Genomic DNA, 15,306 nt, shown 5'->3' on the forward strand with positions numbered 1-15,306 from the left:
CTTAAAATACTGTTTTGTTACAGGATTTGTATGTTTATTGAGATTTGAAAAAGTATGCAAGGAGTGGATTTTTTAACTCTGGTTTATGTTTCATTCACTTTTCACCCTAGTAGAATGCAACATGTCAAACTTCCAGCCTTTATCGGTTAAAATGGCCGTGGCGCTTTCTAGCCAATGTGCTTTTCTAATAACTTTATCATCAACAGAAATGGTTGCATAGTTGTGGTAGGCCACCCAAGCCGTTTTGTTGGTCACTTTGATATCAATAATTTCAATTGTGTTTACTCGTTTTGGCATGGGTAATTTGAGTTTACCTTTATTTAAATACTTTGCAATGGTATCGTTATTCCAAACTTCGCCGTGTTCCAATAGCAGGAAATCTTTGGTGTAGTATTTCTCAATGTTTTTAGGTTCTAGTTTGGACCAAATTTCATCAAACGATTCGAGTACTAGTTTTTCAATCTGTTTTTTGTGGGTTTCATTTGAAACTTGACCGAATGCTATCGAATTAAAAAACAGCATCAAGATTATGGTGTTACGTGTTTTCATTGTTGTTGAAAGTAATTTAACGGCTGGATGACGAATTGATTTATCTGTTTTTTTTAATTCCTGCAAGGCTATACAGCGTAAAAACCTTGAATGTTTTTTATGACATAGAGCGATAATAAACTTTCAATTTAATTTACCTTTTTTGGTCTATTAGTTGTGATAATTACAACGCCTGCTTCTCCAAAGTTTCCAAAAATACTAATGCCTTTTTGTTTGTCTATTGCTATAATCTTTGCGATTTCAGATTTTGATAACTGTAATTTTTGATTTTCTAAATCTTGATAACGAAAAGGTATGCCATCAACTACAACTATTGGTTTGTCTGTAATTAAACTTTTTATAGCCATCTTTGAGATAGAATCTGATAGAAACAATTTGTCATTGCCTTCGTCAACAAGTTCATATCTATTTTGCGAATAAATAGAGAAAGTTAAAAGGAGGAAAAATGTTGAGATAATTTTCTTCATATGCTGATTATTTAGTTTTTGGTTAATGTTATAGTTTTGATCACCGCAAGCGTTCCGATCGAAATTGCTCGCTAAATAAACTCTCATTTTTTTTTTTAAGATTGATTGATTTCTATTTCCATGAAGTACTTTAGGTACAATGTTTTGATGCTTTATCAATATCGGTTGCTGTACCATAATTCACTAAAATTTAACGAAATAGACTTCTAATTCTATCAAAGATATTTCGCTTACGGACAATAACAACTTCTCCTAGTAGCATTTCAGTTGGAATCATTTCTATTTTAAGATTGTTTGTTGTTTTCAGTACTTCAGTTTCTTTACTTTCCATTCCGATGTAATGAACATGTAGCCACTTCGATTTTGAATAATCTTTGAATGGTATCTTAATTGTAAATTTCCCGCTGAAATCTGTGGTTACGCTTGTTTTAGATTGTTTATGCTCAATCACTGCTCCGGGAAGTGGAGTGCTTGTTTTAGCATCAATAGTTAATTTTTCTAAAACCATACCTGATACGGTTACAAAAGAGGTTTCTGTTTGTTCTGCAGTAGCAGAGCTAGATTTCGACTCAATAATTTCTATTTTCGCTTTTTCTTTTTGAGCCAATACAGGCACTGCGGTCAAAAGAGACGTAAAACTAAAAAGGACTCCCCAAAAAGGCGCCGGTGTGGGATTTGAATTTGTAAACTCTGAATTAATTTGATTTTTAGATAATCTACCGCAAACGGATGTGTTATTCGAAACTTTACTCAAAATTTGAGCATTGGTCAATAACTCAAAATTGATAACTTCTTTTTTACAACTTTCGCAAAATTTACCTTGATTTGTAGCACTCATCGAATTCCAATCTGCGTGGCATGGTTTGGGTATTTCTAGTTTGTATTTCATATTTTGCTACAAAGTTTAATTCAACAATTTGATAGTTTAGTTATTTATGAACTTGTTACTGCTTGAATGTCTTTGAGTTCAAATAAAAGCCTTCAGTTCAAGAACTTTTTTTTAAAGAAAAGATCATGCAGCTGCGGCAATTATATTTAATCTTAATTACCATCAACTATTTTGTTTTTTTTATCAAAGGCAATTACACCATAAAAAATCCATGGAAAAGTAGTCATTGCAATTGCTACTGTATTTGATTTGTTGTACTGTAAACAAAGTTCTTTATTTATAAAATACTTTGGAATGAGTCGTACAAAAGGAACACATAAAAAAATAATCCAAAACCTTGGCTTTTTAACTATCTCTAAAAGTTTAATATTATTTAAAATGGGTATCAAAGACTGTAAGCCGTTCTTACTATTTGCTTTAAATATTCTGTATAAAGAGAAATAATAAAACGTCATGCACAATAAAAACACATGACTAGATAATATAGCTACGATTAAATTGATAGTATTTCCACTGTTATAACATATGATGAAATAATTTTTTGGTCCTGAAAAATAAAAACTTATTGGGTCGAAGCTAAGAGCTGAGAAGGGATTTATAAATGAAAGTAAAATCTCTTCTTGTGAACCACTGTGGATGGAAAGGAATTTATCGGAAAAAAGATAAAAAAATAAGTTCGAGCAAATATATGTTAGAGTAAAACAAAAAAATAAAAAGATGATACAAATTTTTATGACCCCAACAAAATTTACATATGCTGTCTTACTAAATTCAAATAATAGTAAAACGATTAATAAAGTAAATAAAATGGACATAAATGGAAAAGGATCAATAAAGAGTACACTAATAATTTTGTTTAAAAAAGTGCTTTTAATTGTATCCTCAATAAAGATAGCGTAATACATTTTAGGTAAAAAAGTAGCAAAAAAAACATAGATAAAAGAATATTTTAAAGGTGTTTTTAGTAATGGCTTGTTAAATAATTGTTTCATTTATAAATATCAAGTTGATTAAATTATTTTTTTGAAAAATATAAAAATTTTCCGCTTGCTCCTCGAAGTCTTCTTTTTTAGAACAAAAATGTTGTCAGAACTAGCTGCTGTGCGAATGTCTCTGACTTCACATCGCAATTTTAGCGTAAAGCTAAATGCATTAGCACAGCAGCCCAAAGTTCTAAGAACGTTTTCTTAAACATTTCGAGCAGCTATTTTTACAGGCCTTACAGTAATTTTAGAAATTAAATCTCCCAATTTTTGATTGTTTTTTGTGGAAATTATAAATAAAATATAAATCAAAGGGCAAACTAACTCTATCAAGTCAAAAAGCCTTCTTAACACTATTCTTAAATACCTGCGATGCCCATTTAAATGGGATGGTTTTTCAAAGTTTAATTCTAGTTTTAGTAAATATTTCCCAATTGTTTTTTTGAAAAAAATATCTTGAATTAAGTAAAAAGAATAAAATAAAATAAGGACCAAACCACTGTCAAAAGAATAGGTGCCATCAAGATTTTTTTCTCCTAAAATTGGCTCTAAAAGTTTGCAGCAAATAGCAAATACAAGCAAATCCACTAAAGCAGAACTAGCTCGACATACTAAATAATTAATTTTTGTCATTTCAAAACAGTATACTTGGTTTACCTGTTATGCGGATGTTTTATCATTATGGTCATATATCTAAGTGCATTCGCAAAGCAGCCTTGAGTTATATGAACGTTTTTTTAAAATACTTCGAGCAGCATGCTTCTTTAATCACGCACCACACGAAAGGATTCGTGCGGTAGCGGGGTGAGAACACAGTACTTAATCTTCGTCATTATCTTTTAGTTTTATTACCCCAAATGATTTTATATATTCTTTTAATAAAGGGTCAACGAATGAGTATACGCTTCTATCCACTCTTGTTATAATTTCTTTGTCTATTAATGTTCCAATATTAGTGCTTATTTGATTAGATTCGACGTTTAAATGTTTTGTAATAACTTCAAGAGGAACATTCTGAGAGGCATGAGTTGACATTGCTTCTAAAATTAATTGATATTTACCATAACCGGCTCGTTTAAGTAAATCTCCAAGTTTATTTTTTCGTACGTCTTTAATTACTTTTTCCTTTGCTAGGGTGAAGTCTTCAATGGTCAAATGCATGTCGTCCCCAACTGATAAGATCTCACTGCCAATTATATGAAGTGGCTCAGGAAAGCCACCAGCTAAATTAAATATTTCTGCCACCACTTTTTTGTCATAAGTAAAGCCTGCTTTTAAAAAACCATTTGACAGAATTTCTTCAGATTCTTTTTCGGTAAATCTTTGTAGTGGTATATCTCTTAATGTTCGAAATATTGATGCATGCTCAGTTTCCAATTTCTGAATAGCACCTGTAATTCCAGAACATGCGAAAGCAATGTTTGTTATTCTTTCTCTATTCAATTTTTCTGTTGATAATTTTAAAAACGAAGCTATTCCAGATTGTGGGTTCATTTTATCAAGTTCATCAATAAAAATGATAATCCCGTGTTTTCCTTTTTTATCAAGTTTTTCATGTGCATTTTTGATTTGTTTACAAAATTCGTTTACAACATCAGCAATCGATTTATCAGCAGCTTCTTTTTTACTTATTTGAACAAAACCAGCTAGGTCAAACTCAAATTTTAAAGCGCTCAAAAAACTCCCAATAGTTGATTGTAATTCGTTTAAAATATTAACAACGAGATTTTCTAAGCTCTGATTTTCAACAGCATCTACCCAACTGACAAGATAATCAAACCTATCACAACCTTTATCTATTTCAAGCTTATCAGTCAACGAATTATTTCCTTGGCATAATAATTTAACTTGGAGGAGTAAAGATGATTTTCCAATTCCTCTATCTCCAGAAATTATAAAGTGTTTAGGGTTATTATTCATTGTTTGATATAGAGCATCTACTGCTTCCTCTACTTGGTCTTTACGTCCTTCAAAATATTCTGGATTTTGGACAGGTCTATTTGGAAAAAATGGGTCTACAAATCTTGTTTTCATATGTTTTATTTATTGCACTTTCGTGTTTAAGTATTAGGTAAAACTTTTTCATTGGTACCAAAAACATTCCTAGGACCAACCAATCAACCTGGCTTAGAGAATTATATTTTCACCATATTCATCCCTCAAATATATTAAAATTATCTTACAAATTGGGATTTTAAAAAACGACTTTGTAAAAGTTATCCGTCTCAAATAGCCCCGATAGCAGCGGAAATCCTTTGCGGTGGCGGCAGCCAAAAGCAAAGATTATAGCGTAAAGCGGGAGTACGCGCCTGCTGAAAATGGCTGATCTGCTCCCCAAAAAAAAAGCCGCCCCAATTGGGACAGCTTTTGTGAGGTAAGATTCCGAAGCAAGTTCGGAATAAGCGCTTCACGTCATTTTAGGTTATAAAATGGGTTGGCGGCTTATTTAATTAGCTCGAAACTTCTTTTTACAAATGCGGTTAAGGCTTCGCCTTTTAGCAAGTTTTGAGATAGTTTGGCTAAGTCTAGCGCTTGTTTTACTAGGCTTTCTTGAGCGTCTTTGTCTTTGTTGTTTAGGATGCTGCTGGCCAATTCAGAGTTCGTGTTTACTACTAAATTGTACATTTCTGGCATGTTTCCCATCCCGAACATTCCGCCACCGCCGGTTTGGCTCATTTCTTTCATACGGCGCATGAATTCTGGCTGTGTGATGATAAATGGTGCCGAGTTGCTGTCTAGCGCTTCTAGTTGTACGCTGTACGTTTGTTTTGGTACAATGGTTTCTAGAACGGTTTTTAGGCTGGTTTGTTCCTCATCTGAAAGTTTTGAAATGGTAGTTTCGTCTTTCTTGATCAAGTTGTCAATATGATCCGAGTCTACACGTACAAAAGTCAGGTTGCTGTTGTCGCCTTCAATTTTCTGGATTAAGTGCGAGATAATTGGAGAGTCTAGCAACAATACTTCGTATCCTTTGTCTTTGGCGGTAGCAATGTAAGAGTGCTGCGCATCTTTGTTTCCTGCGTACAAGATTACCAGTTTGCCATCTTTATCGGTTTGTGTGGCAGCTAGTTTTTCTTTTAATTCTTCAAGCGTGTGGAATTTGCCATCTACGGTTGGGTAAAGTACAAAGGCACCTGCTTTTTCGTAAAACTTGTCTTCGGATAACATTCCGTATTCTAAAACAATTTTAATGTCGTTCCATTTTTGCTCAAAATCTTCACGGTTTTCTGTGAACAATGATTTTAATTTATCAGCAACTTTACGTGTGATGTAATTAGAGATTTTTTTAACGGCAGCATCAGCTTGCAATCCAGAACGAGACACGTTCAATGGAATGTCTGGCGAGTCTACCACACCTTTTAACATCATTAAAAATTCAGGTACAATTCCTTCTACGTTATCGGTAACATACACTTGGTTTTGGTACAACTGAATTTTATCTTTTTGGATTTGCAAATCAGATCCTAGTTTTGGGAAATACAAAATACCAGTTAAGTTGAATGGATAATCTACATTTAAATGAATGTGGAATAACGGCTCGTCAAACTGCATTGGGTACAACTCGTGGTAGAAGGTTTTGTAATCCTCAGCAGCCAATTCTGTTGGTTGTTTGGTCCAAGCTGGATTTGGGTTGTTGATGATGTTGTCTACAGTAATCGTTTCGGCAACGGCATCTTCTGGAGCGTCTTCTGCTTTTGGAAGAGTTTGTGTTTTGGTTCCAAATTTAATTGGAATAGGCATGAATTTGTTGTACTTGTTCAACAATTCTTTGATTTTGGCGTCTTCTAAAAATTCTAAAGAATCTTCAGCAACGTGCAAAATAATTTCAGTACCGCGTGTAGTTTTATCAGCTGGTTCTAATGTGAATTCTGGGCTACCATCACAAGTCCAGTGTGCAGCAGGCTCGTCTTTGAATGATTTGGTTATGATTTCTACTTTCTCGGCTACCATAAAAGCAGAGTAAAAACCAAGACCAAAATGTCCTATAATTCCAGAATCTTTAGCAGAATCTTTGTACTTGTCTAAGAACTCTTCGGCTCCTGAAAAAGCAACTTGATTGATGTATTTTTCAACCTCATCAGCAGTCATTCCTAAACCTTGATCGATGATGTGTATTTTCTTTCCTTCTTTGTCAATTTTTACCTCGATCATTGGGTTGCCATATTCTACTTTGGCTTCGCCAATACTGATCAGATGCTTTAATTTTAAAGTGGCATCGGTACCATTCGAAATTAATTCTCTCAAGAAAATTTCGTGGTCGCTGTATAAAAATTTCTTGATTAAGGGAAAGATGTTTTCTACTGAAACATTAATTTTACCTGTTGTCATATTTTTTAAAGTTTAAAATTAAATTTTGTATCAAATAGCTTTCAAATAGAATACCAATTGTAAAGAGAGTGACAAAATGTCGGACTTGGGAATTATGATACAAAAATTAGAAATTCTGAAACATATTACAGGCATTGCTTCTTATCTTTGTACGAGTATTAATCCATCAAAATATTTAAAATGAAAAAAATTATTTCGATATGCTTACTGTCTGTTTTGATGTTTGCATGTAAATCAACTTCAGCCACAAGTACAAAAACCGATAGAAAATCACAAGTAGCCATTAAAGGTGACTGGGTTATTAGTTCTGTAACCTATCCGGGATCTCAATATGTAAAAGTGAACTCTTTTCAATTAGCAGACTCAGAGTGTTTTGTGGGAAGTACTTGGAAATTTGTTTCGAACAATAACAAAGGAACTATGGCTTTGACAAAAGCAAATTGTGTTGCCTTTAGTTCACCAATTACTTGGTTTGTAAACGATCAAGGTCAGTTTGTTTTAAAAGTTTTAGATGCTGGTATTAAAGCAAAGAAAGTTAGAGACGGTTATATTTTAGGACTTGCTAATCAAACCGAAACTTCATTTCAATTGGTAGATAGAATTGATATAGCAGGAAAAATGACTGACGTAGTGTACCAATTTCAAAAAGCAAACTAAAAAAATAAAAATATGAAAAAGATTTCAGTAGTTGCTATAGCAACAATAATGGTTATAGGTTCAATATTTACAAGCTGTGAGGCTGTAAAAAATACCAATCAAAAACAACGTGGTGCAGGTATTGGTGCCGTAGCAGGAGCCGTAATTGGTGGTGTTTTGGGTAACAATCTAGGTAAAGGTGGAAAAGGCGCAATGGGTGCTGTTTTAGGTGGTGTTATTGGTGGAGTTGCCGGTGGTGCTATCGGTAACAAAATGGATAAACAAGCCCGCGAAATTGATGCTGTGCTTCCAGGTGCTGAGGTAGTGCGTGTAGGAGAAGGAATTAAATTAGTATTGAATGAAAATGCAGTGCGTTTTGATACCAACAAATCTACTTTGACTGCTGCGGCAAAAGCAAACCTTGATAAATTAGTTCCTGTTTTTGGAGAATATCCAGACACAAACATTACAATTTATGGTTACACAGACAGTACAGGTCCAGCAGATTATAACTTGAAACTTTCAGGCGATAGAGCAGCGGCCGTACGTAATTATTTGGCAAGTAAAGGAGTATCGTCTTCTCGTTTCCAAGTAACTGGTTTGGGTATTGCTGATCCAATAGCTTCTAACGAAACGGCAGAGGGCAGAAGCCAAAACCGTCGTGTAGAGTTTGCAATCACAGCCAACGAAAAAATGATTAAAGACGCTGAAGCTGAAGTTAAAAAATAAGCTAAAACTACATTAATAACAAGAGCTGTTTCTTTCTAGAAGCAGCTTTTTTTGTGTTTAAAATTGTTTTAAAGATTGTAAATTTGCGCTTTAATTTTTGATGATGCTAGAAATAAAAAACATACACTTTTCCTATAGTGACACTCCGGTGATCAAAAACATCAGTTTCACGGTAGAGAAAGGACAAAATATAGCCATTATTGGCGAAAGTGGTTGCGGAAAAAGTACTTTACTGAAACTCATCTACGGCTTACTTGACCTCAACGAAGGCAGTATTAGCAACGATGAAAAACCTATTCTTGGCCCTAAATACAACCTTATTCCGGGAGTAGATTACATTAAATACTTGGCACAAGATTTCGACTTAATGCCGTACACCACCGTTGAGGAAAATGTAGGTAAGTTTTTGTCGAGCGCTTTTTTACCCCTAAAAAGACTTCGTATTCAAGAACTGCTTGAAATGGTCGAAATGACTGAATTTGCCAAAGTAAAAGCCAAAGACCTAAGTGGTGGTCAGCAACAACGTGTGGCATTAGCAAAAGCGTTGGCCCTCGAGCCTGAAATTTTATTGCTTGACGAGCCGTTCAGTCACATTGATAATTTCAGGAAAAATGCCTTACGCCGCAACTTGTTTGCCTACTTAAAGAAAAAAAAGATTACCTGCATCATTGCCACGCACGATAGCGTAGATGCCTTGTCATTTGCTGATGAAACCATCGTATTGCAAAAAGGCGAAGTAGTGGTAAAAGGACCTTCAAGAGCAGTTTATGAAGTGCCGCCAACCAAATATGTAGCCTCACTTTTTGGCGAAGTCAATGAGTTCATGCTCTCGCAAATTATCGACATTGACCCCGCGGACGACGAGTATTTACTGCTCTATCCGCACCAATTAAAAGTTGTTGATAATTCAAAAATGACAGCCATCGTCAAACAATGTTACTACCGCGGCGGCCATTTTTTAGTAAAAGCAGCCTTTGATCGAAGAGCTATTTTCTTTGAGCACGACACCGAGTTAGACTTTAATCAAGAAGTGCGCTTGATGCTAGCCTAAAAAATCATGATCGAAAATATAAAAAATGCCCCAAAAAGTCAAGCGCTATTTGGGGCATTTTTTATGCAGAAAAGCCAGACGGATTCGTTTTAGGTAAGATAGATGTTTGTTGGTGTTTTTTTAGGGAGCAGTAGTTTATTGCCTCGCACACGACTGGTCCCGCTGTCCGTTATATCTTGCTGGCAATCCCGATGTTTCGGGATTTGCCCAGCAAGGATGCCACTTCCATCGGGGCTCGAGAGAACGTTTTGTTTTCAGAACTTGACCACCAAAAACTTCTCGATACAATTTTTAATCGTAAAGCTGTCGCATTACCATTCAAAATAACTCGAAGTGACGTTTGCAACACCATTCAAATAAACTGTTCAGTCCGAATCGTCAAGTTAAGAAATTCGTCAGTTCGAGTTGAGTAGCAATTTGCGCTAGAAAATTGCTACGAAGTATCGAGAACTCTTTAAAAACCAAAACTTCTCGATACAATTTTGAACCGTAAAGCTGTCGCATTACAATTCAAAATAACTCGAAGTGAGGTTTGCAACACCATTCAAATAAACAGTTCAGTCCGAATCGTCAAGTTAAGAAATTCGTCAGTTCGAGTTGAGTAGCAATTTGCGCTAGAAAATTGATAAGAAGTATCGAGAACTCTTTAAAACCAAAAACTTCTCGATACAATTTTGACTCGTAAAGCTGTCGCATTACAATTCAAAATCACTCGAAGTGACGTTTGAAATTCCTTAAAATTTATCAGTTTTTTTTGTGGTTCATTACGAATCGTCAAGTTAAGAAATTCGTCAGTTCGAGTTGAGTAGCAATTTGCGCTGGAAAATTACTACGAAGTATCGAGAACTCTTTAAAAACCAAAACTTCTCGATACAATTTTGAACCGTAAAGCTGTCGCATTACGATTCAAAATCACTCGAAGTGACGGAAGTTCTGTTTTCACAAAAAAACAAGCCCGAAATCAGATTGATCCCGGGCTGGTTTATTGTTGTTAGCTCTTCTGCAGAAAAGCTTTTAGTTTTTCAAATGTTTATCTAAAAACTGATCTTGTTCCCAAAGCAGGTGCAAAATATTTTCTTTGGCTACATATCCGTGCGCTTCTTTTGGTAAAATCACCATACGTGCTGGGCCACCCAATCCTTTTAAGGCTTGAAAGTAACGCTCTGTTTGTAAGGTAAACGTTCCCGGATTATTATCCGCTTCACCGTGTACCAATAACATAGGCGTTTTCATTTTTCCAGCATTCATAAAAGGAGACATCGCTGTGTACACTTCTGGACTTTCCCAGTAATTGCGTTGCTCACTCTGAAAACCAAACGGAGTTAAAGTTCTGTTGTAAGCACCACTGCGGGCAATTCCACACGCAAATAAATTAGAATGGGTAAGCAAGTTGGCCGTCATAAAAGCTCCGTATGAGTGTCCGCCAACACCTACTTTTTTACGGTCAATGTAACCTAAAGCATCAACTGCATTAATAGCAGCCTCAGCATTGTCAACCAATTGTGTGATAAAATTATCATTTGGTTCTGTAGTTCCTTCACCAATAATTGGGAAGGCCGCATCGTCAAGTACAACATAACCTTTGGTTACCCAGTACACAAACGAGCCGTAACTTGGGAAAGTGAATTCATTTGGGTTTTGCGTGCTTTGTCCCGCTGAATTTTTGTCTTTGTATTCTGCTGGATAAGCCCAAATCAACAATGGCATTTTTTCTTTTTTAGCCTTGTCGTAACCTACTGGCAAGTATAAAGTTCCTGATAGTTCCACGCCATCTTTACGCTTGTATTTAATGACTTCTTTACTTACGTTTTTGATACTTTCAAACGGATTTTTGAATGATGTAATTGGTGTCAGTTTGTTTTTTTGGTAAATGTTGCGCAAGTAATAGTTCGGATACTCGTTTTTAGACTGAATTTGTACCAAAACGGTTCCTTTCTTGAAATCTTCAATTTCGATAACATCTTCTTTTTTATCCATGTAAGTCGATGTGTACAAGCGCTTGCTTTGCAATGTTTTTAAATCGAACTCACTAATAAAAGGAAATTGTCCGTTCTTCGTAAAACCAGCACCAATTAAGAACGCTTTGTTGTTTTCTAAAGCAAGTACATATCTGTTGAATTCATTTTTGCGCGTTTCAAAATTTCCTGGATCAGCATACACGTCTTGCGAATTGCGGTCAAAAATTACTTTTGGTGCTTGCTCTGGCTGAGATGGGTTAAAAAGATAAGTTTTAGTATTACGCGTATCGTACCATTCGTCCATTAAAATAGCAACGTTTTCATTACCCCACATGATGCCGCTAAAACGTTGAGGTGTTTTTACAAGCGATTTTGCAGGGGCTGTAAAAGGTGCATTCCACGTAAATACCTCATCTCTAAATTCCACTTTGTTGGCAGGATCACCAGCATCAAGTGCTTCAACATACATCAGCGTAGCAGCTTGATCGGCTCTCCATGTCATGTTGCGTTTGCCTTTGCGGACGGCCATAAAACCTTTCGGAATAATTTCAGTCAAAGGAACTTCGTTTACTGTTTTTACCTCGTTACCGTCTTTGTCAAACACCACTGATTTACTTGGAAAACGACTTAACGGAACAATATATGAAAACGGTTTTTGAATGGTAGTAAGCATCAAGTAATTGCCATCAGGCGAAAAGCTTTCTCCGGCGTACATAGCTGCTTTTTTGAACAAAGTTGCCGTTCCATCTAAACTAACTTTGTACAACTCAGAGGTCATGATGTTCTCAAAATTGATCTCATCATTGGCGTTTTTCAACATGTCAGGATAGGTTCTGTTTTGAGATTTAGATCCATCAGCATTAGAAATAATAGGACCAGCAGGCAAGTCCTTCTTTGCATCCAAAAGTGCCGGTCTGTTTTGAGGTAACATTTTAACCAAAATAGTGGCATTGTCTTTTAACCAGCTAAACGGATTACCTAAATTGGCATTGACACGAGCTTCAGTAAGTCGAGTCGCTTTTGCCGTAGCAACATCAATAACCCAAAGTTCAACACCTGTTGCTGTGGTATTTGAAAACGAAATTTTACTATCGTTTGGCGACCAAGATATGTTACTAATTTTAGCATTTGCTGGTAAACCTGCTACTTGCATTTCGTTGCTATCTTTTACTTTTCGCAGTTTTAAGTTGTTCACGTAAGTAACTGAGCTTGAAATATTCGTCACCGGATTGATACGCAAACCGCCCAAACGCAGTTCATCTTTATTCAAATCATCTAGCGTTTTGTAGGTGCTGCGGTACGAAAGGAGTAGGTATTCTTTTTTGGTATCCATCGATACGGATGGAGCGCGTTCGTAATCGGCCAATTCGAGTATCGATGCCGATGGTTTTTGATAGCTAAGATTTTCTTGCGCAAAAGCAGATATGCTCAGGCCAAGCGCAATAAATAGCGAGATTTTAAATTTCATACTTGATAATCATTTTAAATTAGAGTTAGTCTTGTTGTATTACAAGTCTAAAATATCGCAAACTTGTTACATTTGAAAAAATTAAAACACTTTTAACTTTTTGCAACCTACTCAGGATACCCATTTTAGCTCCAAATTGGATTATAGCATCGTTTTTTTTCCTTGATGAAGACTTGTAAAGTCCCGTAAATAGCTAGAAACTGGTTATTTGGTAAAAAAGTAGTAATTTAGTAGCCCTAGTTTTAAGGTATGTTTTAAATTTGCAAACTGATTTTAATAAAATAACAATTATATGTATCATTCAAAAATAGCAGGATTGGGTTATTACGTTCCCGAAAATGTAGTAACAAATGACGATTTATCCAAAATCATGGATACCAATGATGAGTGGATTCAAGAGCGAACTGGAATTCAAGAACGCCGCCACATCATCAGAGGAGAAGATACAACAACCTCAATGGGTGTAAAAGCAGCCGAAATTGCAATTGAACGCGCGGGTGTTGCCAAAGAAGATATTGACTTTGTAGTATTTGCTACGTTAAGCCCTGATTACTATTTTCCAGGACCTGGAGTTTTGGTACAAAGAGATTTGGGATTAAGAACCGTAGGTGCATTAGATGTGCGCAACCAATGTTCTGGTTTTGTTTACGCTTTATCAGTAGCTGATCAATACATCAAAACGGGTATGTATAAAAACATTCTGGTTATTGGTTCAGAGGTACATTCTACAGGTTTAGACATGACTACACGTGGACGTGGCGTTTCGGTAATTTTTGGTGATGGAGCAGGAGCTGCTGTTTTGAGTAGAGAGGAAGATATTACCAAAGGAATTTTATCAACGCACTTGCATTCAGAAGGGCAACATGCCGAAGAATTAATTGTAAAAGCACCAGGAATGGGTGGCCGTTGGGTAACTGATATTTTAGAAGCCAACGATCCAGATGACGAAAGTTATTTCCCGTACATGAACGGACAATTTGTATTTAAAAATGCTGTAGTTCGTTTTAGCGAAGTGATTAATGAAGGATTGCAAGCAAATAATTTGCAAGTTTCAGATATTGATATGTTGATTCCGCACCAAGCTAACTTGAGAATTAGTCAATTCATCCAAAAGAAATTTGACTTAACAGACGATCAAGTGTACAATAACATTCAAAAATACGGAAATACTACTGCAGCCTCTATTCCGATTGCTTTAACTGAAGCATGGGAAAAAGGAAAAATCAAATCAGGTGACACTGTGGTTTTAGCAGCATTTGGTAGTGGATTTACTTGGGCCAGTGCGATTATTAAATGGTAGGAGAACACATCTAAATTATATTTTTACAAAAATAATAACCCCAATCTTGATTCAGGATTGGGGTTTTGTTTTTAATGCTTGGGTTCGTAAATTAGCCGAAGGAAGGAACTAAATCTCTCATTCTCTCTGCCGATAGGAATTCCGGTAACGATACCTACTAAGAGTTGGTGCGTAACTTCTACTCTCATTTGCGGTCGTACAGTCATATCAAAATCGTTTTTTTGTAACTCTTTGTTTACTTCAATCCCTATAAAATTTCGAGTACCGGGAATCATGTAATGAAAGTTACTGTTAATTTGCCATGAGGTTTGAACACTGCTAGGATTTAAATGCTGTTGAAAGATAGGACCTGTGTACAATAGCGTATGAAAATTACTGCCCCAACGTTTTGCTGCAACAAAAAACGGACTATAGATATTTCCAGTAAACAATTTACTATTCCCAAAGCTAGAAAAGGGAGTGAGTTCAAACTCGTGAATGTATCCTATTGCCATAGATGTTTTGTAGTTCTCAGATACAAAAAAGGAATATTGAGTGGCTAATTTTAAACCGTTCAATTTGCTTTGTGGTGTGTTTCCGTTTTGATTTGATGGATAAATAGTAAACGGCAACTCTACTTCAAATCCCAATCTATTCAGCGGTGCCCATTCGTATTCAACTAATGCTAAATATTCGTCGTATTTGTTTTTGTCGGTGATTCCTAAACCAAAATTCCATTCCTTTTCGCCTTTTCGAGCTCCTAAATCACGAATCAAATCAATGTATAAAGGTTCGGCATGTAAAATTTTTAAAGGTTCTTTTTTATCCTGAACTTCTTGAATATAAAGGCTATCGTTTAGGGTGTTTTGTTGGTCCCTTGTTGATTGTGCTTTGGAGTTGATGCTATGCAGTAGTATGGTGATAAACCCTAAAATAGCAGGTTTTAAAAATGTGTTTTTCATTTAATT

The 15,306-nt window shown here is 35.6% G+C and carries 13 protein-coding genes; 4 read left to right on the plus strand and 9 right to left on the minus strand.

The features are described from left to right. Positions 1-90 precede the first annotated feature (90 nt). The 7 genes from G9Q29_RS09930 to htpG all read right to left on the minus strand — a co-directional run bounded on the left by G9Q29_RS09930 (position 91) and on the right by htpG (position 7,217). Positions 91-549 (minus strand): DUF4440 domain-containing protein, encoded by a 459-nt coding sequence (locus tag G9Q29_RS09930; protein WP_225872924.1) that lies wholly within the window; start codon positions 547-549, stop codon positions 91-93. A gap of 128 nt (positions 550-677) precedes the next feature. Beyond that, entirely contained in the window at positions 678-1,016 is a 339-nt protein-coding gene (locus tag G9Q29_RS09935; RefSeq protein WP_166136491.1) for a hypothetical protein, read from the minus strand. Between the two features lie 190 nt (positions 1,017-1,206). Next, a complete protein-coding gene (locus G9Q29_RS09940) occupies positions 1,207-1,905 on the minus strand; it encodes a carboxypeptidase-like regulatory domain-containing protein (RefSeq protein ID WP_166136494.1) in 699 nt (232 codons plus the stop codon). A gap of 152 nt (positions 1,906-2,057) precedes the next feature. After that, positions 2,058-2,897, minus strand: a complete 840-nt coding sequence (locus G9Q29_RS09945) for a DUF5684 domain-containing protein (protein WP_166136497.1) — start codon at positions 2,895-2,897, stop codon at positions 2,058-2,060. 195 nt (positions 2,898-3,092) lie between these two features. Beyond that, positions 3,093-3,521, minus strand: a complete 429-nt coding sequence (locus G9Q29_RS09950; RefSeq protein WP_166136500.1) for an RDD family protein — start codon at positions 3,519-3,521, stop codon at positions 3,093-3,095. Positions 3,522-3,707: 186 nt separating this feature from the next. After that, positions 3,708-4,922 carry an AAA family ATPase gene (locus G9Q29_RS09955; RefSeq protein ID WP_166136503.1) on the minus strand — a complete coding sequence of 405 codons (1,215 nt, stop codon included), beginning with the start codon at positions 4,920-4,922 and terminating at the stop codon, positions 3,708-3,710. 408 nt (positions 4,923-5,330) lie between these two features. Next, positions 5,331-7,217, minus strand: a complete 1,887-nt coding sequence (htpG, locus tag G9Q29_RS09960; RefSeq protein WP_166136506.1) for a molecular chaperone HtpG — start codon at positions 7,215-7,217, stop codon at positions 5,331-5,333. A gap of 180 nt (positions 7,218-7,397) precedes the next feature. Here htpG and G9Q29_RS09965 point away from each other — a divergent pair, with 180 nt between their 5' ends. The 3 genes from G9Q29_RS09965 (at position 7,398) to G9Q29_RS09975 (ending at position 9,633) form a co-directional block, all read left to right on the plus strand. Next, on the plus strand, positions 7,398-7,874 hold the full coding sequence (locus G9Q29_RS09965) for a lipocalin family protein (RefSeq protein ID WP_166136509.1): 477 nt from the start codon (positions 7,398-7,400) through the stop codon (positions 7,872-7,874). A gap of 12 nt (positions 7,875-7,886) precedes the next feature. After that, positions 7,887-8,582, plus strand: a complete 696-nt coding sequence (locus G9Q29_RS09970) for an OmpA family protein (protein WP_166136512.1) — start codon at positions 7,887-7,889, stop codon at positions 8,580-8,582. 103 nt (positions 8,583-8,685) lie between these two features. Next, entirely contained in the window at positions 8,686-9,633 is a 948-nt protein-coding gene (locus G9Q29_RS09975) for an ABC transporter ATP-binding protein (RefSeq protein ID WP_166137005.1), read from the plus strand. Positions 9,634-10,647: 1,014 nt separating this feature from the next. Here the strand turns inward: G9Q29_RS09975 and G9Q29_RS09980 are convergent. Continuing rightward, positions 10,648-13,059, minus strand: a complete 2,412-nt coding sequence (locus tag G9Q29_RS09980) for a S9 family peptidase (protein WP_166136515.1) — start codon at positions 13,057-13,059, stop codon at positions 10,648-10,650. Between the two features lie 292 nt (positions 13,060-13,351). Between G9Q29_RS09980 and G9Q29_RS09985 the strand changes: the two genes are divergently transcribed. Next, a complete protein-coding gene (locus tag G9Q29_RS09985; protein ID WP_166136518.1) occupies positions 13,352-14,359 on the plus strand; it encodes a 3-oxoacyl-ACP synthase III family protein in 1,008 nt (335 codons plus the stop codon). A 71-nt stretch (positions 14,360-14,430) separates the two neighbouring features. Here G9Q29_RS09985 and G9Q29_RS09990 read toward each other — a convergent pair whose 3' ends face one another. Continuing rightward, positions 14,431-15,300 carry an HAEPLYID family protein gene (locus G9Q29_RS09990; protein ID WP_225872925.1) on the minus strand — a complete coding sequence of 290 codons (870 nt, stop codon included), beginning with the start codon at positions 15,298-15,300 and terminating at the stop codon, positions 14,431-14,433. Positions 15,301-15,306 lie beyond the last annotated feature (6 nt).

Origin of the sequence: Flavobacterium turcicum (genome assembly GCF_011365745.1) — a bacterium.
Taxonomy (GTDB): Bacteria; Bacteroidota; Bacteroidia; order Flavobacteriales; family Flavobacteriaceae; genus Flavobacterium; species Flavobacterium turcicum.